At 50.9% G+C, this 20,115-nt stretch carries 16 protein-coding genes and 2 tRNA genes; 6 read left to right on the top strand and 12 right to left on the bottom strand.

Annotated elements, in window-relative coordinates:
* Positions 1-51 precede the first annotated feature (51 nt).
* The 3 genes from F452_RS0105830 to F452_RS0105820 are packed head-to-tail and all read right to left on the bottom strand — an operon-like array spanning position 52 to position 4,999.
* Positions 52-2,298 carry a DUF5686 family protein gene (locus F452_RS0105830; protein ID WP_018965292.1) on the bottom strand — a complete coding sequence of 749 codons (2,247 nt, stop codon included), beginning with the start codon at positions 2,296-2,298 and terminating at the stop codon, positions 52-54.
* A gap of 3 nt (positions 2,299-2,301) precedes the next feature.
* The gene (locus F452_RS0105825; RefSeq protein ID WP_018965291.1) at positions 2,302-3,639 is read right to left on the bottom strand and encodes a sensor histidine kinase; all 1,338 of its coding nucleotides are present in this window, start codon (positions 3,637-3,639) and stop codon (positions 2,302-2,304) included.
* 10 nt (positions 3,640-3,649) lie between these two features.
* Positions 3,650-4,999 (bottom strand): sigma-54-dependent transcriptional regulator, encoded by a 1,350-nt coding sequence (locus F452_RS0105820; protein ID WP_018965290.1) that lies wholly within the window; start codon positions 4,997-4,999, stop codon positions 3,650-3,652.
* Between the two features lie 481 nt (positions 5,000-5,480).
* Here F452_RS0105820 and gap point away from each other — a divergent pair, with 481 nt between their 5' ends.
* Positions 5,481-6,485: a type I glyceraldehyde-3-phosphate dehydrogenase gene (gene gap, locus F452_RS0105810; protein WP_018965288.1), complete on the top strand. Its 1,005-nt coding sequence runs from the start codon at positions 5,481-5,483 to the stop codon at positions 6,483-6,485.
* Between the two features lie 172 nt (positions 6,486-6,657).
* Here the strand turns inward: gap and F452_RS0105805 are convergent, their stop codons facing one another.
* The 3 genes from F452_RS0105805 to F452_RS0105795 all read right to left on the bottom strand — a co-directional run bounded on the left by F452_RS0105805 (position 6,658) and on the right by F452_RS0105795 (position 8,831).
* A complete protein-coding gene (locus tag F452_RS0105805; protein WP_235317459.1) occupies positions 6,658-7,566 on the bottom strand; it encodes a helix-turn-helix domain-containing protein in 909 nt (302 codons plus the stop codon).
* A gap of 150 nt (positions 7,567-7,716) precedes the next feature.
* On the bottom strand, positions 7,717-8,391 hold the full coding sequence (locus tag F452_RS0105800; RefSeq protein ID WP_018965286.1) for a YggS family pyridoxal phosphate-dependent enzyme: 675 nt from the start codon (positions 8,389-8,391) through the stop codon (positions 7,717-7,719).
* On the bottom strand, positions 8,388-8,831 hold the full coding sequence (locus tag F452_RS0105795; RefSeq protein WP_018965285.1) for a DUF4494 domain-containing protein: 444 nt from the start codon (positions 8,829-8,831) through the stop codon (positions 8,388-8,390). The genes F452_RS0105800 and F452_RS0105795 overlap by 4 nt, the downstream gene beginning before the upstream one ends.
* A gap of 1,155 nt (positions 8,832-9,986) precedes the next feature.
* On the opposite strand from F452_RS0105795, the gene dnaA reads away from it, so the two are divergent.
* A complete protein-coding gene (gene dnaA / locus F452_RS0105785; protein ID WP_018965283.1) occupies positions 9,987-11,408 on the top strand; it encodes a chromosomal replication initiator protein DnaA in 1,422 nt (473 codons plus the stop codon).
* 13 nt (positions 11,409-11,421) lie between these two features.
* Positions 11,422-11,994, top strand: coding sequence for an acyltransferase (locus F452_RS0105780; protein WP_018965282.1), 573 nt, complete (start codon positions 11,422-11,424; stop codon positions 11,992-11,994).
* 1 nt (position 11,995) lies between these two features.
* Here the strand turns inward: F452_RS0105780 and F452_RS0105775 are convergent, their stop codons facing one another.
* A complete protein-coding gene (locus F452_RS0105775) occupies positions 11,996-13,015 on the bottom strand; it encodes an acyltransferase (protein WP_018965281.1) in 1,020 nt (339 codons plus the stop codon).
* A 79-nt stretch (positions 13,016-13,094) separates the two neighbouring features.
* Between F452_RS0105775 and F452_RS0105770 the strand changes: the two genes are divergently transcribed.
* Complete coding sequence (locus F452_RS0105770) at positions 13,095-13,799, top strand: NAD-dependent deacylase (RefSeq protein ID WP_018965280.1); 705 nt, start codon at positions 13,095-13,097, stop codon at positions 13,797-13,799.
* Positions 13,800-13,873: 74 nt separating this feature from the next.
* Here the strand turns inward: F452_RS0105770 and F452_RS0105765 are convergent, their stop codons facing one another.
* The 5 genes from F452_RS0105765 to F452_RS12755 all read right to left on the bottom strand — a co-directional run bounded on the left by F452_RS0105765 (position 13,874) and on the right by F452_RS12755 (position 17,011).
* Positions 13,874-15,028, bottom strand: a complete 1,155-nt coding sequence (locus tag F452_RS0105765; RefSeq protein WP_018965279.1) for a metallophosphoesterase — start codon at positions 15,026-15,028, stop codon at positions 13,874-13,876.
* A 52-nt stretch (positions 15,029-15,080) separates the two neighbouring features.
* Positions 15,081-16,460, bottom strand: coding sequence for an MATE family efflux transporter (locus F452_RS0105760; protein ID WP_018965278.1), 1,380 nt, complete (start codon positions 16,458-16,460; stop codon positions 15,081-15,083).
* 129 nt (positions 16,461-16,589) lie between these two features.
* A tRNA-Asn gene (locus F452_RS0105755) sits at positions 16,590-16,663 on the bottom strand.
* Positions 16,664-16,685: 22 nt separating this feature from the next.
* A tRNA-Asn gene (locus F452_RS0105750) sits at positions 16,686-16,759 on the bottom strand.
* A 177-nt stretch (positions 16,760-16,936) separates the two neighbouring features.
* On the bottom strand, positions 16,937-17,011 hold the full coding sequence (locus F452_RS12755; RefSeq protein ID WP_235285215.1) for a DUF1661 domain-containing protein: 75 nt from the start codon (positions 17,009-17,011) through the stop codon (positions 16,937-16,939).
* Here F452_RS12755 and F452_RS12015 point away from each other — a divergent pair.
* Positions 16,980-17,246, top strand: coding sequence for a DUF1661 domain-containing protein (locus F452_RS12015; RefSeq protein WP_230623980.1), 267 nt, complete (start codon positions 16,980-16,982; stop codon positions 17,244-17,246). The genes F452_RS12755 and F452_RS12015 overlap by 32 nt on opposite strands.
* A 139-nt stretch (positions 17,247-17,385) precedes the next feature.
* On the top strand, positions 17,386-19,959 hold the full coding sequence (locus F452_RS0105745; RefSeq protein ID WP_018965277.1) for an ATP-dependent Clp protease ATP-binding subunit: 2,574 nt from the start codon (positions 17,386-17,388) through the stop codon (positions 19,957-19,959).
* Positions 19,960-20,115 lie beyond the last annotated feature (156 nt).

Below are 20,115 nucleotides of genomic sequence, written 5' to 3'. Positions count from 1 at the left end.
TGTAATCCTTTTGGAGCATAAATGTACATTTTTCCACTGAAAAACAGGAGATTACATATTGAATGTAAATCGGATGGCAACACCTCTTTCGTAAAAGAAATTGTAGCCGCCATAGAATACTCCGACTTGCATCAGCGTACCGATACTCTGCGAATAGCCCATCTCCAGATAGGGTTTTCTCGATACCATATCCCACCGGGCCTTGAAATGCAAGGCCTCGTCGTTGGTCTTTAGGAAAACGAAGGGCAGGAAATTGACCAGCAAGCGCGAAGCTCGGTAGCTGGTTTGAAGGATAAGGTGTTTGTCGGCTGTAGCCGTATAGGGAGGCAGTGTCTGGAATGCAGCTTCCATGCTATCGCCGAATCGCCAAAAAGCATTCCCCCCTTTCAGAAAAAAGTACTCGCTCGGATAGATAACCAACCGATCGATATAGCCTCCGACATTCAATTGATAGAACAGTGACGATGCCGGTGAAAAGACAAGTCGCTGCTGTATGCTCAAATCAAGGTGGTGGAAGCGTGCATCGGACTTACGCCCCATCCCGAAAGCTCCGCGATAAGAGAGAGAAAGGAGCGGAGCACGTATGCCCTCGCCCTCACGAACGAGAAATCCGTCCGCCGTATAGCGGTAGTAGGGACGCGGATTGAATGTCATCTTGGCTCGTACTTCCAGCAGTCGGTGATGAGGAACTATACGAGGGAGATCGGGATCGGCATTGCTGATATTCAGAATATCGGTAATGCTGCCACCGAAGAGGCTCCACGTTTCTCCATGCGGCAAAGGATTGCGCTCGGCCAGCATCACGCTTGTCTCCACATTGAGCTTGGGCAATAGATCGATACTATTGGTCAGACGGACAAATTTATCATCGTAGCGAGTTGTCGGACCTTGTCCGTTGAGAAGCTCCATCATCAGATCGGTCAGCTGGTCTATTCTTTCGCGTGTGCTGTACAAATCGAAAGAGCGATGCCCTGCAGATAATTGCAAAAGTCCTCTTTGCGAAGGAGAATAGTGGAGTTTACTATCGAGAGTCCAAACAGCTTTGCGTCGTTTGGTGACATAGTAGAGGCTGGGCTTTATCTCCCAGCGGATTCCGGGAGCCATATCGCAAATAGCCGTCAGAGACTGCCCCAACCAAAGATGATCGGCATAATTATAATAGAACAAAGCCCACACCAATCCCTCATTGCCTAATCGCCAACGCTCCCCGATCCGATACTTGTGTCCCCAAGCCAATGCGCGATGCCAAGGTACATGCTGATGCAGAGTATGATCTCGACCGACAACCACATTTTTCCAATATGTAGAACTATCCTGTCTCGCGAAGCTGCTACGAACAGCCCAAATAGGAGCGATGGGCAGTTCGTCCGGCAAACGGTAGCCACTGCTATCTTGCGGCATATAAACCGGTACTGCGGCCTTGTCGAGCTGCTCTCCCGTATACGTCACAGATGCGGAATAGCCATTATAGAGAGAAGCCCAAAGGCGATTGCGACTGATGACGGCAGAAAACCTGACCGGTAGAGAAAGATTCGGCTCTACCTCTTCCAATTCGACTCGATAAGATTCTGTAATAACCCCCTTCATCATGACTTGCATTTCCAGTACAGCAAGTCGCTGCCGTGTGGCATCTATCGTTAAAGTTCCATGAGTCAGGCCGCTCAGTCCGCGAAATGCGATACGGCGGTATTCTATACCATCTTTCTCATACAGGCTCTCCAAACGGTAAGTATAAAAGGCTTCGGCCTCTCGTCGAATAGGATTGGGAAAGATTTGCCGGTTGCCAAAATCGAACTCTTCGGCATATACATTCTCTCCCAACAGAGCCAAGGCCGTAAGGTCATCTGCTTTGTTTCGCTGTGGAATATCCGACCGAAAAGAAACAATACCCCTTCTGTATGTACCCGTTACCGAGTCGTATTGTCCATATAGCCGAGCTTCCATACACAAGGTATCCGACGAGAGATACTGCTCCCATGGAATCCCACCGTGTTTGAGCCGACGCACTATCGGCAGCACACGAGAAGCCCATGATCGACCTCGAATATCGGCTTCCCAACTACGGCCTTCTGCCATGCGGAAGAGGAGGGGCGTTCTGTCTGAAATCATTCTGACCGTTTCCAAAGCGAAAGCTTCGGATTCTTTTTTGTCGAACAGGGAGGTCTGCTGCTCCGTCCCATTGCTCAGCTCCCGTATTTCCTTCGATACTGAAGGTAATGACTGCCCCATCGTATGAGAAGCACAGACTCCGAGAAGCCAAAAGAGCGATAGCAAAAAGCGGACGATCGGTTTTCTCATCTCTTAGAGTGGCAATTCAATAACGAAAGAGGTGAAACCATCGGCTGTACGCCTCGCAAGCAAATTTCCCCCATGCAGACGAATGATATAACGGGAAAGGCTCAGACCGATGCCGCTGCCACCGGTTTTGGTCGTATAGAAAGGAACAAACATATTGTCGAACACCTCTTGAGGAATAGGAGTGCCGTTGTTTTCCACATGAAGGAGTAGTCTGTATTCATCCGACGAATCGAGACGTTCCTCGACACGAATACGCAAAAGTCGTTTCTCCGTATCGGCAGGATATTCCGCCTCGGCAGCATTCTTGACGAGGTTTATCAGTACCGATGTCAATTGCTGACGGTCGGCCGGAACAGTCAGCCCCACGGGTATTTCTTCCATATCCACCTTTATACCGTTGGAGGACAGAAGCTCTTCTTGCAGGCGCAATATCCCCGTAAGAAATGCATATAAAGCAATATCCTCCTTCTCGGGAGAAGGAATGGCCGTAAACTTACGGTAGTCCTGTACAAAGGATAACAACCCCGCTCCGGTACTACGAATGGTATCCAATCCGGTAGACAGCATTTCCTCGTCCGCAGAGCTTTGCAAATTGTCCAAGAGGGTATCGCATATCGAAGTAATGGGGGCTATCGAGTTCATGATCTCGTGCGTCATCACCCGAATGAGCCGGATCCACGACTCTGTCTCGCGAGCGTCAAGCTCCTTGCCGATATTCGACAGCGTATATATATGGTATATCTTCCCCCTGATCCGGAACGAAGAGAAGCGGAGACTCACTTCCTTCTCTTCTCGCTCCGTTGTGAGCTTGACATGAATGCCTGAATCGGTAGCCGCGGAACGAAACAGCCGAGGCATGTCCGGCGATACGCGTCCAAGCTGATCGAGGTGTGTGATAACGGGTAAACCGAGGAGACGCAACAGCACTGTATTGGTAGAATAGACATACCCCTCCGGAGCAACCATCATGATGCCGACAGGAATCTGTTCCAGTACATGTACGAGAAACTGCTCACCGGCTATCGCCTCATCGCGAGAACGACTGAGGATCTCCTTGATACGGTTGAGTGTACGGTTGAATGTTCGATGCGAAGCATTGCCCCCCATTTCGGAAAAGCGCACGGAATAATCGCCATTCTCGATAGCGTTCAAGAGCAGGGAAAGATCTTGAAGATGATGCCGATAGAGCAAACGCAAGCGAAAGGCGGAAAAGAAAACCAATCCGGCAGCAAAGACTGTGATGACATAATGTCCTGCAACTGCCGACCAAGTACCCACCACCGCCATGACGATGGTAAATAACAGATGCAAGCCGAAACTGCTGGTCTTTCGTCTTCCCATAGAAGAGAGGCTACAGGCCGTAGCGTTTCATCTTATTATACAGAGTCTGACGGCTGATACCTAATTCCCTTGCCGCGTTCGAAAGGTTGCTGCCGTTTCGTGCCAAGGCTTGCTCGATAGCGGTCTTTTCCATTTCATCCAAGGTCTGAGGAGTACTTGCTACAGCGGTAGCAGTCGGATGAGCATCGATCGACTTCGGCAACGACAGGTCAGCTGCAGAGAGGCTGCTGCTACGGCTAAGAATCACAGCCTTCTCTATGCAATGCTGTAGTTCACGCACGTTGCCCGGCCACGGATAGTCGGAGAGTAAAATCTCTGCTTCGGGAGTCAATGCCGACACCTCTTTGCCGTACTGTCGTGCATAACGATGCAGGAAGAAAACGGCCATCGGTACTATATCTTCCCTGCGACGACGTAGCGGTGGCATCTCGATATGAATCGTATTGAGACGATAAAGCAAATCTTCTCGAAACCGGCCCTCTGCCACGGAGAGAGGCAAATCGCTATTCGTGGCAGAAATGATACGAACATCCACGGGAATCGGCGTATTGCTGCCCACACGAGTCACCACTTTTTGCTGGAGCACAGCCAACAACTTGGCTTGCAGGGCAAGGCTCAGGTTGCCTATCTCGTCCATAAAGATCGTGCCGCCGGATGCTGTCTCGAACTTGCCGGCACGGTCACTTTTGGCATCGGTAAAGGCCCCTTTCACATGGCCGAACAGTTCACTCTCGAACAGCGTCTCGCTCAAAGCCCCCATATCCACGGTCAGCATCGGCTGACGGCTACGAGGAGAACGGGCATGGATATACTCGGCTAAAACGCCCTTGCCGGTACCATTCTCACCCGTAATGAGGACATGGGCAGTGGTATCGCCGATACGATCGGCCAGCTCCAACACCTCACGCATAGCCTTGCTTTTGCCGAGAAATACCGAATCGTCTTCTTTAGGTGTAGCCGTCACATGAGAGTTTGCGGCCTTATTCATCGCCACACGAAGCGACTCCAACAGCTCGGCGTTATTCCATGGCTTGACGACGAAATCGCTTGCTCCACGCTTCAAGGCATCCACTGCCAAACGGATATCCGCATAAGCAGTAAAGAGCACCACAGGAAGATCCGGGAAACGGCCACGGACCTGATCCAGCCAATATAATCCCTCATTGCCCGTGTTGATACCGGTAGAAAAATTCATATCCAGCAGGAGTACATCCGGATGCACCTCCACGATAGTGGAAAGCAGTGTCTTGGGAGAAGGCAGGAGCGTCACGGTCTCGAAACTCCCCGTCAGGAGCAACTTCAAAGCTGTCAGCACATGTTTATTGTCATCTACTACGATGATACTTCCGCTCTTCTTCATTGTGTACAAATCTTACTCTCTTGAACAATTCCGCCGTGGAACGGAAACAAAAGTAAGGAAAAGAGAGCGAAGAGATTATAATAACAGAGAAGAGAAAAAGGCTGGCACAGAAAAGTATAGCACCCGATTCGTGCCTAAAGGAACGAATGCAGCATCGCTATTCTCCGGATCGGCACCAACGGCCAAAGGCTCCTCGCCCATAAGTGCAAGCCGAAGAGAAGCCATCCTATCAACGAATAAGAGGCGATGCGGTCGCGACAAGGTAGCTCGCAAATACCCGAAGAATACAAGGACTTATGGCGCGAGAAAAATGTTTTTGTGTAAGAAAATCAGCTATTTGTGGATTATCTTCCTTACTTTTGTAGCAAGGTCACCGGAACGGTATCTATCGGGAAGAATTACTTAGAAGCTCTTTTCGGAGGGAAACGCAGTATTCCGGACAAAACAATAATGGTTAACATTAAAATATAAGCACTTAGTTATGACGAAAGTAGGTATTAACGGCTTTGGCCGTATCGGCCGCTTGGTATTCCGCGCAGCACAAAACAGAAGCGACATTGAAGTCGTAGCCATCAACGACCTGATCGATGTGGAATATATGGCGTACATGCTCAAGTACGACAGTGTACACGGTCGTTTCAATGGGACAGTCGAAGTCAAAGACGGTCAGCTGATCGTAAACGGAAAAGCCATTCGAGTTACAGCTGAAAAGAACCCTGCCGATCTGAAATGGGATCAGGCCGGAGTGGAATATGTAGTAGAGTCCACCGGTCTTTTCCTCACGAAAGAAAAATCCGAAGCACACCTTGCTGCCGGTGCCAAGTATGTAGTTATGTCGGCTCCCTCTAAAGACGACACGCCTATGTTCGTATGCGGAGTGAACACGGATAAGTACGTAAAAGGCACGAAAATCGTCTCCAACGCATCTTGCACCACCAACTGTCTGGCACCCATTGCCAAGGTACTGAACGACAACTGGGGCATGGTAGGAGGTCTGATGACCACGGTGCATGCCACCACAGCTACACAGAAGACAGTGGACGGCCCCTCTGCAAAAGACTGGCGAGGCGGTCGAGCAGCAGGTGGCAATATCATACCTTCTTCCACCGGTGCTGCCAAAGCGGTAGGCAAGGTGATCCCCGAACTGAACGGCAAACTGACGGGTATGTCTTTCCGCGTACCGACACTGGACGTATCGGTAGTAGACCTGACATGTCAGTTGGCAAAGCCTGCTAAGTACGAAGATATCTGCGCTGCCATGAAGAAAGCTTCGGAAGGCGAACTCAAAGGCATTTTGGGCTACACGGACGAAGAAGTGGTTTCTTCCGACTTCATCGGCGAAACCCGTACTTCCGTATTCGATGCCAAAGCCGGTATCGCACTCACGGACACCTTCGTGAAAATCGTTTCATGGTACGACAACGAAATCGGATACTCCAACAAAGTACTCGATCTCATCGCCTATATGGCCAAGGTGAACGCATAAGAAAATTGGACAAGATCCTAACGGATCTTGGATCACCTCTCACGGGGGCTGTGCCGAAGGAATTATCCGGGTACAGCCCCGTATTCTTTTCCGGACTATGATCCGGCAACAACCATCCTCCATCCTCCGACATCATCGGATGGCTGTATGTCGCTTGATTCGGATACTCCCGTCAGTCCTCTTCGGGCTGCGTGGCTCGGCCCTCCCGACTGCGGTATTCGCCCGGGCTCATACCGGTATGCTGCTTGAAATACTTGCCGAAAAAGGACTGTGTGGAGAAATTCAGCTCATAGCCGATCTCCTGAATCGTCTTATCCGTATAACGCAGCAGCGACTTGGCCTGCTGGACGATGAAGTTGTTGATCACTTTGGAGGCAGACTGCCCCATGACGCTTTTTATCGTCAGCGCCAAGTGCTTGGGACTGAGGCAGAGTTTGTCCGCATAGAACTTGACGGCATGCTCCTCTTTGTGATGTTCGGAGACGAGAAGCAGAAAATTGCGACAGATGGTTTCAGATCTGCTATGCTTGCAGTCGGTTTCGGTGCCATCAACGATCAGATCGTCCAGAAATAGGAAGAGAGAGCTGATCTGGTGGGTGACGATCTCTTCCTGATGAAGCCTCCGGTTTTGCAACGTGTTTTCGATCAGATCCATCGTAGCCATGAGGAATGCGTGTTGCATCGGGTCAAGGCGAAAGAGCTCATTGCTGTGTAGTTTATTGACGATGGAAATAAAACTGCCGACTCTGACCGCCGACAAAGAAAGAATCTCCTTGTCCAAACATAAATGACGAGCACGAAAGCGACCGGACTCGATCACCTCTATCGTTTTCCGAGGCATGACGACCAATAGCTCACCCTCGTGCAGCTCGATCTCTCGCGAGTCGACCATAAGTCGCATATAGCCCCTCGTGCAAATAGAAAAGAGCATGGATTCAACCAGAAACGGTACAGACATAGCTACTTCTTGGAGCGATCGCTTCTCATTGCTCAGCAAAACCCGGTCTCCCAATGTATTCATTTTGCCTCCGAAGTAGCTCGCAAGCTCTTTGATAGAGAATACCTTTAGCGGAACAGTCATAAAAGAATATTTTGAGATAAAAAACTTCATCGAATCCATTTGCCGAATCGCCACGGCAAACATCCGAGTCATAAAGAGTCAAAAAACCGACAGAAACGTATGAGAGCATAGCCCCGGCTCTTCCCTTCCGGAGCGAAACCTATGCCCTTTTCAATAGCGTCGTTCGCCGAAGATAGTGGTTCCGATACGAACGATGGTGCTTCCCTCTTCGATTGCCAGCTCATAATCGCCGCTCATTCCCATCGAAAGTTCGCAAAAATCGGCGGAATCGGAGAAGAAACGCTCTTTCATCTCCCTGAAAAGCGATGCCAACCGATGAAACTCTCTGCGAATCTGCTCCCTGTCGTCGGTGAATGTAGCCATCCCCATCAGACCGGCAATCCGGACTCCGGTATCGGATCCACGAGCCAAAATAGTCTCGAGGACTTGTGGCAATTCCTCCGGCGTGAAACCGCTCTTTGTTTCCTCCGATGCGATATGCACTTCCAGCAATACCGGCACGGTACGCCCCACCTTCGATGCCTGACGGCTGATTTCGTCGAAGAGCCTCAGAGAGGAAACGCTCTGGATCATCGAGATGAAAGGGACGATGTACTTCACCTTGTTTGTCTGTAGCGGCCCGATGAAATGCCACTCCACGTCATCAGGCATCGCTCCCACTTTGCTCATCAGTTCCTGCACCCGACTCTCGGCGAAAATCCTTTGGCCGGCCTCATAAGCCTCCATGAGTTCTTCCACGGGATGGAACTTGGAAACAGCCGCCAGCCGCACGCCTTGTGGCAGTGAGCGGAGAACGGGGCCTAAACGATCGGCAATGAGCGTCATTTCGCCGGCATGTATTGGAAAACATCCATCAGGGCAGTCTCCGACACCGATGCGATCTCATAGTCGGCCAATCCCTTGCCCATCTGCTTTTCCAGCTCTGCCACCGCATTGGGCAAGCTGTCCGACTTGACGAGCATGAACGCAGGCGTCTTCTTCTCCACCCCGTTCTTCTCATCGATCGTCACATACAGCACTTTGCAACGATAGTAGCGATCGCATTTATCATCCTCATTGAGGAAAAGTTCGGCATAGTTTACCTTGCGAATATTACTGATGTTGAACTCTCCCATACTGACGAAAGGGGTGATCTCCTCTATCATCTTGGCCTCTGCCAACGTGAAAGAATCGGCATCCACCAAATAGCTCTCCACCACCTTCTTAGGCATTCCATTATCGGCCACCTTCTCATAGGTGACCTTGCATTCGAACCATGCAGCCATAATCTATACGAAACTAAGATTTATTGAATGGCAAAGATAGCAAAAACGAGGGCCGACGATTTTCACCGGCGGAGAAATCTCCCACAAAACTCGCGCTGGAATCCCACAGAGTGCGGTTCGTAAATCCTGAAAAACTCGCGCAAAAAAAATTCGTTCCGCTCTTTTTCAGGTAGAGCAACACCTTGAATTTGTCTCTTTGCATACGCTTCTGTTTTTATGGGCAAAGTTACCCGTTACCGAAGCGTTTTCAGCTATGCAAAACATTGTAATACAAAGCATAAGCACCGCAATAAAGGAACGGAGAGATGCCGAATACTCTTCCGTCAGTTACCTCCTCCTGCCTCTTCGTTACCATTCGAGGAATAGGCTAACGATTTGGTAACGGGATTCTACACAAATCCACATCTTCTGCATTTTAACCCTCTGTGCAAAGTGTTAATAAACACTGCAAATCTCTCTCATTTCCACCTACTTACCTTTAATCCTCACCCTAATACCCTTTTCTCTAATTGTTCCTATAAAGAATTTTTTCATTCCCGAAGCAAAACGAAAAAATTCTCAGACCGCGTTTTTCGGCGTGATAAACCGCGCGATTTTTTAGCATGTGCAAGGAGCGTCAATGAAATTTCCCTTTCGGTACCTTACACATCGAATTTCAAAAGATATGGATCTCCCGTGCAGGATGTTTTCGGGATTCCTCGGTCTATGATATTTTTGTTCCTGGTCGGACACATCTGTACCGAGATGCGAAGATAGGTATCCGAAGATGCCATTTTTCCACAGTCTGTACTCAATTTTAGGGGGGGACTACGTATTTCCCTTATTTCGATTCATTGTAAATAAAAGCACTGTTGAAAAATTTTTCGCTCTTGGCTCGCAACCTCTTTGTACACAAACAAATCGGGCATGCAGCTTGGTTGTTGATAACTCCATTATTCATCAGTCGAAAAGACCGCAATATCCTGAAAAACAGAAGTATACAGGTATTTCGTTCGTTGTTTATATCTCGGGGTTATAACCGCCTGAAAACAATATAGATACAGTTCTTCTGAATTATACTACACTTTTTGCCGATTGTTTTTTTGCTCTTTTGTTTGAACCTTTGCTATCCCTAAAGGAGCAATGAATAACCGCTCCCAAAATGATAATTTTTAGATGAACTACCACTCGACCGACGTAAACGAAATATGGGACGCGTGTCTTCGCATCCTTCAGGATATTGTAGATGAGCGAGCATACCGCACATGGTTCTTGCCTATCGTGCCGGTATCTATTGAGGGCGATACGCTTACCTTACAAGTGCCGAGTCAGTTCTTCTGTGAGTTTTTGGAGGGCAACTTCGTAGAGCAGCTGCGTACGGTGCTGGGGCGTGTCATAGGTCCCAACGCATCATTACAGTACAATGCCCTTGTGGACAACAGTTCGCCCAAATATCCCGGCACGGTGACATTGGCCGGTTGTGCCGGCGGTGGGCAGGCGGCCGAACAGTTCGATGCCAATTTGCTACACAGGCACATGCCCAGTACGGCTACGCATAGCGAGGCACAGGATTTCGACACGCAGCTCAACAGCAGGCTCAATTTCCGCAACTTCTACCAGAGCGAATGCAACTATGTAGCTCGCTCAGTGGCTGAAGCCATCGCCGCCAGCCCGGGCAATACGCCGATGAATCCGTTCTTTATATATGGAGCTTCCGGTGTGGGCAAGACGCATCTGTGCCATGCCTTGGGCCTTCGTGTCAGAGAGATGCACCCCCGGTTGAAAGTACTATACGTATCGAGCCATTTGTTCGAGATGCAGTTCACTACGGCAGCCCGTATGGGGACGATCAATGATTTCATCGCCTTCTATCAGCAGGTGGATGTACTGATCATCGATGACATCCAATGGTTGATCGGCAAGAAGAAAACACAACTGGCTTTCTTCCAAGTGTTCAATCACCTCTATATGCTCGGCAAACAGATAGTCCTGACGTCGGACAAACCTCCTGTGGACCTTAACGGGATGGAGGAGCGGTTGGTTACTCGTATGGCCGGTGCTACTTGTGTCAAGATAGAACGTCCGGATTTGAAGTTGCGTCGCGAGATACTCCAGCAGCGTACGCTCCAGAGCGGAGTCCGGCTGGACGAATCGGTGCTGAACTTTATCGCCGAGAATGTCTGCGACAACGTTCGTGAACTGGAAGGCACCCTCGTATCCTTGATTACAAATTCGGTGGTTGTGGGTAAGGAAATCGACCTGACCTTTGCCAAACGGATTGTCCGCCAAGCTGTCAGACTGGAGAAAAAGGAAGTCACCATCGAGTGCATCCAGCAGGCTGTCAGCCGTGTATTTCAGGTGCAGATAGAGCAGATGAAAAGCAAGAGCCGGAAGCAGGATATTGTACAGGCACGTCAGGTGGTCATGTTCCTCTCCAAGAAGCATACGGCTCAGTCCTTATCGGCTATCGGCGAACTGATGGGTGGGCGTAACCATGCCACCGTACTCCACGGCTGTCGCTGCGTGACGAACGAGATGGAGATGAATGCCTCGTTCCGTTCGTCGGTAGAACGTGCCGAACAGTTGATCGCCAATTGATACGCAGGCCTTTATGATTCATCCCACAGCGATAGTAGAAGACGGTTGTGTGCTTGGCCAAGGTACACGCGTATGGCACTTCTCTCACCTGATGGGTGGAGCGGAGGTCGGAGAGAATTGCAACATCGGGCAGAATGTCGTTATAATGTCGGGGGTACGATTGGGACGCGGCTGTAAGGTACAGAACAACGTTTCCCTCTATAGTGGTGTCGTATGCGAAGATTACGTATTCCTCGGACCGAGTTGTGTATTTACCAACGTGATCAATCCTCGCGCCTTTATTGAAAGAAAATCCGAATACCGCTCCACTCATTTGCGCGAAGGCGTCTCCATCGGAGCCAACGCCACTATTCTTTGTGGTATTACGATAGGGGCTTATGCGATGGTAGGAGCAGGAGCGGTGGTGATTAGAGATGTACCGCCCTATGCCTTGGTAGTGGGCAATCCTGCCCGCCGAATAGGTTGGGTAAGCCGTGTCGGTCACCGTTTGTCGTTCGATGACAAGGGGATGGCCGTCTGTCCTGAGACGGGCGAACGATACAGAGAGGTCGAAGAAACGGGTACGATAGAACCGATCTCGGACTGACCTACACCAAATGGCGGCATATCGGCAACCGCTTCATCAGCCGCACAACTCCCCAAGAAACGAAGAAAACCAATCCTACACGAACCGGTATGTTGAGCCATGCGCTTTGCATCAGGCCGGGGGTGGCGAGTACAAGTATCTTTGTCACCACGTTCAGCACAGCGATGTGCACCAGATAAATCCCTAAAATATCCCCTTGGATCTTCCCGATCCGTGCCAATTTTCCTCCACATTCTCCCCAAGAAACGAAGAACGCGAAGAGACTGACAGCAGAAAGAACAATCAGTGGTGAGAGATTACGGTAGAAGTATAGCCCTTCGCCGTGCTCGAAAGCGTGCCGACTGGCGAAGAAGAGACAAATTGTAGAGAGTCCGTACAGGGAAAGAGCCGGTAAAGAACGCTTTGGAGCATGGCTCCTCAGCGTATAACCTACGAGGAAATATCCCAGATAATCCGGCCAGAGAAAGGGGAAAAAGCGGTTGTAGCCGAGTACGTAATCGTAGGTGTTGGACAATATCCCCAGCAGCAGCAATATGGTGGATAGTGTCCAAAGTCGTTTCCGAGCTGCCTTCTCTCCACCGGCTTCGCACCTGCGGATTATTTCGTTGAGCAGAGGAACGACCGCATACAGTCCCAGCAGCATCACCACATACCACAGATGAACGAACGAGCGTCCCTGCCAAAAACCAGCAAGATAGGAACCTATATCATCTCCTTTGAGCCACATCCATAGCCAATAGGACGGGAGCCAAAAGGCAAGCAGTACCAGCAGTCGCGGTATTCGCTTCCGATAGAAATCTCCCCACGTCTCATTGCGTCCCAAGACGAAAGCCCCACTGATAATAACGAATAGAGGAACGGCCGGCTGAACGACCGCTTCCCAGCATAGACCGGCTATAAAGTTTGTACCCTCAGCCACTCCTTCGAGAACGTATTCTCCCGAAGTATGGATGCCGATTACCATCAATCCGGCCAGAACTCGCAGGACATCGACGGCGGTATGTCTCCCCTTGGTAGTCATAACTATCTGATAATTGCAGACAAATATACGGGGACTTCTCTTTATCTTTGTCAATAAACCCCTAAACGAAGGATATAACATGAATAAGAAAAGACTCATCGTCTTGAGTGGCGCAGGCATGAGTGCCGAAAGCGGCATATCGACTTTTCGTGATGCCAACGGATTGTGGGAGAATTATCCCGTCGAAGATGTGGCCTCTATCGATGGGTTTAGGCGCAATCCTGCCCTCGTCCTCAAGTTCTACAATGCACGCCGACGCGACTATGCCGGTTGCAAACCGAATGCAGGCCATATCGGCCTGGCAGAAATGGAGAAGGAGTATGATGTGAGGATCGTCACACAGAATGTGGATGATCTGCACGAGAGAGCAGGCAGCACGCACGTCATTCATCTGCATGGAGAGCTGATGAAGAACAGATCTGTGGCCACAGACAGTGTACTCTATCCCGTAGACCCGACCAATCCCGATCTGCATGTGGGAGATCTGGCACCCGACGGCTGTCAGCTACGGCCGTTTATTGTCTGGTTCGGCGAAGCCGTTCCGATGATAGAGCCGGCCATCGAAGAGGTAACGCAGGCTGACATTCTCGTTGTCATCGGTACCTCTCTCAACGTTTATCCGGCTGCCGGACTACTGAGTTATGCCCCTCGCAAGTGCCCTATCTACCTGATCGATCCGAAGCCGGTGCGGAGCACTTCCCGACAAGACATTCGGTATATCCAAGCTCCTGCCACGGAAGGCGTAAGGATGCTACGGCAAGAACTCTACGAAACAGACCGCTAAAAAAACACTAACCCCAAGGACCTACCATCGCGGTGGTTCTTGGGGTTAGTTGTATCTGTTCGTCCTTCGGAATACTAATGTGCCGGTTTGTTTTCGGAGGCAAACCGAATATTCAGAATGACGATCTCGCTCTCCGTGAAAACACGAATAGCCGGTCCGGCCGCTCCTGCTCCTGAACTGACATAGAACTGCGTATGCCCTTTGCGAAGATAGCCCCATGATTTTTCAAAAGCCAGTCGGGTCAAAATCGTAAACGGCCAGATCTGTCCGTTGTGCGTGTGCCCGTACAGAGCCAAATCCACACCGGTCATCGCCACGCTGTCCAGCTTGTGCGGCTGATGATCGAGCAGGATAGAGGCCTTAGTGGTATCGACATGTGGCATAAGTTCATGTAACGGAGCACGGAAGACATTCGTGCTATCGTCCCGTCCTATCAGATAGAAGGCATTGCCCGGGGTGACAACCTGATCGATCACCAGATGGCCGATCGAACGGAACCACTCGCGCTTCTCTACTTCGTCCGCCCTGTATTCATGATTGCCCAGCACATAGTAAGCTCCCATAGGCGTCTCGTCCTGCAGGCGGCGCATATACTCCGTGATGCTGTCCCGACGAGCATATCTGCCATGATAGTCGATCATATCCCCACCGATCAGGACTATATCCGGACGTTCGGCCAAAGTCCTCTCCACCATCTCGCGGATATGGCCGGCCGTCACCGTCTCGCTAATATGAATATCCGTGAGCAGGGCTGCTCTCATGGACTGCCTTCCATCTATGGCCGGCCTGTCCAAACGAATGTCCATATGCTTTACAACGGGATAGCGTACGATATTCAGACCATGTATCACGATCAAAGCCGAATACAAACCTATGAGAACGAACAGCCCCAATCGGATGCGAGCCTGCACTCTTTCGGACAGCCTGTCGAATCTGTGCAGGAAATGCCTGTCCACGACACGGGCAATCTCTACGATCACCATGGCAAACATGGCATAAATGGACATGACAAACCAGAACCCCGTGACAGACATAATACAGCTCATCACGGCATCGGGCAAAACCCTGTTGCCGGCAAACCCTATTAGATACAGGGCGAATACTACACCCATCAGAAGGTGAAAACCTTTGCGCCAAAGGCTCTTTTGCGGCAGCGCCTGTCCTCCTCGGTATGCGATGTAGAGGGTCAGGAGATACTGTAGGAGAAAGGCTTCGAGAAATACTTTCATCGTTCCGGTAAGATTATCTGAGTCATGAAAAGGATTCGGCTTTGTAAGATGATTACTCGGCGAAAGTAGTTTTTTTCGATTGATTGAAATGCTTCATCTGTATGGTAATCAGCACAAAAGCCAAAATGACCGAGGCCAGATCACTGATCGGCAGACTCCACCACACGCCGTCCAGCCCCATGAATCGGGGGATAATCAGCAAACAGGGAATCAGGAAGATGATCTGGCGCGTCAGGCTCAGGAAAATAGCCTTATGGCTGAAGCCGATGCTTTGGAAGAATTGGGTCGTGGTGACTTGAAAGCCGACCAAAGAAAGCCCGATCAAGGCCGTGCGAAGAGCCGGAGCAGATAGTGCTATCATCTGTTCGCTATCGGTGAACAGCCCCACGATCGTCCTCGGCATAAGCATAGCCAGAGCAAAACCGAGAAAGCTGACCAGTAGATTGACGCCACAACTGTAGCGATAGGCCGACTTCACCCGTCCCAGATTCTTAGCCCCGTAGTTGAAGCCCACGATCGGCTGCATCCCCTGAGCCACACCGATGATAATCATGAAAAAGAGCATGGCATAGCCATTGATAATCCCGAATGCTCCGATGGCCAAGTCGGTAGCGTCCGCTGTCTCGCCGTAGGATACGAAAGAACGATTCATGATGATATTGACCAGACTGCCCGTAAGGTGCATGGCGAAGGGTGCTACCCCTATAGCCGTTATGCCGCTGATCACCGGCAGGGAAAGGCGGAAAGCCGAACGGTGGAAACGTACGATGCTGTCCTTACGGAAAAAGTGCGAAAGGACGTAGACCGAACACACTATCATGGAGATGACTGTCGCTATGGCGGCTCCGCTTATCCCCATCCCCAACGGATAGATGAAGATGTAGTCCAGCACCACGTTCGTCATAGCCCCGATAATCATCGTGATCATGGCTTTGCGCGGATAGCCTGAAGCTCTCATGATAGCATTGTAGCCGAAGCTCAGAGCCGAGAAGATATTGGCAGGAACCACGTATTGGAGGTATTCCATGGCGTAGGGCAACGTACGTTCGCTGGCTCCGAACAGCCGAAGCAGCGGTTCCATGAAGATATAGCAGGGGATAATGGTCAGGGCTTGTGTGAAGAAGGTCAGGAAGATGGCATTGGCCAGTGTGTGTTCGGCCCCTTTTATGTCTTTTCTCCCCAGCAGGATGGAGACTCGCACGGACGCACCGGCTCCCACCAGCATACCGAAGGCCATCAGGAAGATCAGGATCGGGAAGGTGATAGCCAAGCCCGACAAGGCATATTCGCTCACCCCGTTCCCGATGAAGATACGGTCTACGATGTTGTATAGCGAATTGACTGCTGTGCCCACCACTGCCGGCAGAGCATAGTGAAACAGCAGTTTGGGTATCTTTTCCGATTCTAATGCTTGGATCTGTTGGGATGACATAATTCTTCTTTACGCGCTGAAATCTCTACCGAACGGGCTGTGCGAAAACAAACGGCATATACCGCAGAGCTTCCTCTCCCATACAAAACAGACCGAAAACCCTCTCGGACTTTCGGTCTTGTTCGTTTGCTCTTCCTCTTGGACTTGAACCAAGGACCCTCTGATTAACAGTCAGATGCTCTAACCAACTGAGCTAAGGAAGAATAGAAAAACGTCTTGTGACTGCGCTTTCTCTTGGGCTCGAACCAAGGACCCTCTGATTAACAGTCAGATGCTCTAACCGACTGAGCTAAGAAAGCCTTTCGTTTTTCGTGATGCAAAGGTAGTGGATTATCCCAAACTTGCAAGAGGTTCCGCAAAAAAAATACAATCCGAGATTACAACCATCTCGCTACCCCATCCGTTGGGGCATCTCATCCGTATTCATGACAGAGAAAGAGCTGTCGCCTCCAAACGGTTTAGGCTCGTGAATTTTCTCATTCCATGCTCCGAAAAACGTGGCGCGAGATTTTTTTCGCTGTGGCTCGAGAATTTTTTACTTCCCGCGCCACAGCGAAAAATTTTACGCGCGTGTTTTTCAGGATTTACGAACCGCAATCTCGGCATTTTCGGTTCGACAATCAAATTTCCAGCAAACCGCAGACTTCGGCTCACTCCCTATGTAATAGCAGATCTGTGACTGTGGATTCATCCGGAGGTAAAAAGCTTTTTTCTTATTATTTTTCAAGAACGGAAAGTCTGTGCCGAGCGATCGGTATAAGTTCTTCCCGGCCTGTTGGAGACTGAGGCCTGTCAGCCAATCGGGCTTTCGCATCGGTCATTATGACAGACGAGGAGGCATTGAACACCCGCCAAACGGCCATTGTTATGCCTAAAGGGATAAATCCGAATCCTGCGGCACGATAATTGCAATACGTATTTAGAGATGGCATACGACTTTACACAAACATTCCGCAACAGTCTGGAGTACAGCTATCAGGAGGCAACCCGTCTCGGCGTCGTAGCCGTGACGCAGGATATGCTCGTACTCGGTATCATTCGCGACGGAGACAACGGCGCGATCGACATCATGCGGCACTATGGGATCAACCTGTACGAACTCAAACGGTTGATCGAGTTGGAAGCCATCGCCGAGAGTTTGCCTGCTTCGCCCGAGGGATTGCCCATCTTCACCCCTTCGGCTCGGAAGGCTATCAATGATGCCACAGACATCTGTGCCGACATGGAAGACGAGGCCGTCAGCCCGGTCCATCTGTTGCTGAGTATTCTCAACTCGACACAGGAGAGCTTAGTACAAAAGATATTTATGAAACAAGGTATAAAATACGACACCATCCTGTCGGATTACTTCGGACAGCGCAGCCCCTCCGAAGGAGAAACTCCTGCCGAAACGGAGATCATCGACGGGTACCAAGACAACGACTTCGACGACGAAGAGGACGACGCCTCTCTGCCTCCGGGCAACAGCGGCCCCACCGGCGGCTCCGGCGATGCTCCCGAACAGAGCTTCGGCGGAGGCGATACGACTACCACGACACGGAGCGGAGGCGATACGCCTGCCTTGGACACCTTCGGCACCGACATCACCGCCATGGCGGCTGCAGGCAAGCTCGATCCGGTAGTGGGTCGGGAGCAGGAGATCGAAAGGGTGATACAGATCCTGAGCCGGCGCAAAAAGAACAATCCGGTACTCATCGGCGAACCCGGTGTGGGCAAGAGTGCCATCGTGGAGGGACTGGCCGAACGCATCGTGAACAGGAAGGTGAGTCGCATCCTTTTCGACAAGCGGATCATCAGCCTCGATTTGGCTCAGATGGTAGCCGGTACCAAATATCGCGGACAGTTCGAAGAGCGGCTCAAAGCCGTACTCGATGAGCTGAAGAGGAATCCGCAGATCATCCTCTTCATCGACGAGATACATACCATCGTGGGAGCAGGTTCTGCCGCCGGATCGATGGATACGGCCAATATGCTCAAACCCGCTCTTGCCCGTGGACAGGTACAGTGCATCGGAGCCACTACGTTGGATGAGTACCGCAAGAACATAGAAAAGGACGGAGCACTCGAACGCCGCTTCCAGAAAGTGCCGATAGCCCCTTCGACAGCAGAGGAAACGCTGACCATCCTGCAAAACATCAAAGAGAAATACGAGGACTATCACGGCGTACGCTATACGGACGAGGCCATCAAAGCAGCTGTGGAGCTGACCGATCGCTATGTGTCCGATCGCTTCTTTCCGGACAAGGCCATAGATGCCATGGACGAGGCCGGCGCGAGCGTCCACATCACTAACGTAGTGGCACCGAAAGAGATCGAACTATTGGAGGCCGAACTGGCTTCGGTGCGGGAGAACAAGCTCTCGGCCGTAAAGGCTCAGAACTACGAATTGGCCGCATCCTTCCGCGATCAGGAGCGACGCACTCAGCAGCAGATAGCGGAAGAGAAGAGGAAATGGGAGGAGCAGATGGCCAAGCACCGCGAGACGGTGGACGAGAATGTAGTGGCGCACGTAGTGGCGTTGATGACAGGCGTTCCGGCCGAGCGGCTGAGCACGGGCGAAGGCGAACGTCTGCGTACGATGGCAGATGACCTCAAGACCAAAGTAGTAGGTCAGGACACAGCCATCGAAAAGATGGTGCGTGCCATCCAGCGCAATCGTCTGGGACTTCGCAATGAAAAGAAACCGATCGGATCTTTCCTTTTCCTCGGCCCCACAGGCGTGGGCAAAACCTATTTGGCCAAGAAACTCGCCGAATACCTGTTCGAGGATGAGAATGCGATGATCCGGGTGGACATGAGCGAGTATATGGAGAAGTTCTCCGTATCGCGTCTGGTGGGAGCACCTCCGGGATATGTGGGCTATGAGGAGGGCGGCCAACTCACCGAGCGCGTAAGACGCAAGCCCTATTCCGTGGTTCTCTTGGACGAGATCGAAAAGGCCCATGCCGATGTCTTCAACCTGCTTCTGCAGGTGATGGACGAGGGGCAGCTGACCGACAGTCTGGGACGGCGCGTGAATTTCAAGAATACGGTGATCATCATCACCTCCAACGTGGGTACACGCCAGCTCAAAGACTTTGGGCAGGGCATTGGGTTCCGTTCGGACAAAGACGAGGAAGCGAACAAGGAGCACAGCCGTTCTGTGATCCAAAAAGCACTAAACAAGACGTTCAGTCCCGAATTTCTCAACCGTTTGGACGACATCATCCTGTTCGACCAGCTGGGCAAGACGGAGATTCGCCGGATGGTGGACATAGAGCTTAAAGCCGTCTTGGCGCGCATCCATCGTGCCGGATACGACCTCGTTCTTACCGATGAAGCCAAGGATGTGATAGCGACGAAGGGATACGACCTCCAATATGGAGCACGACCGCTCAAGCGTACACTCCAGAACGAAGTGGAGGATCGCCTCACGGATCTCATCCTCTCCGGACAGATCCGGAAAGGACAGACGCTTACGCTCTCGGCTTCCGACGGGGAGATCGTCGTACAAGAGTAGGCATAATACAACTTTCTCTACCTTTTTTCTCTTTTGAGTGAAGGAGGCGGCAACGGAAGCAATGCTTCTTTTGTTCGTCTCCTTTCTTTTTCGGGTATGAGTGCATCCCTCAGTCGGCCGGCGGCTGCCCCCGATGCACGACATAGGGAGAAAGCA

It is taken from the genome of Porphyromonas gulae DSM 15663, assembly GCF_000378065.1.
GTDB lineage: Bacteria > Bacteroidota > Bacteroidia > Bacteroidales > Porphyromonadaceae > Porphyromonas > Porphyromonas gulae.
This window is presented reverse-complemented; position numbering and strand designations above follow the sequence as displayed.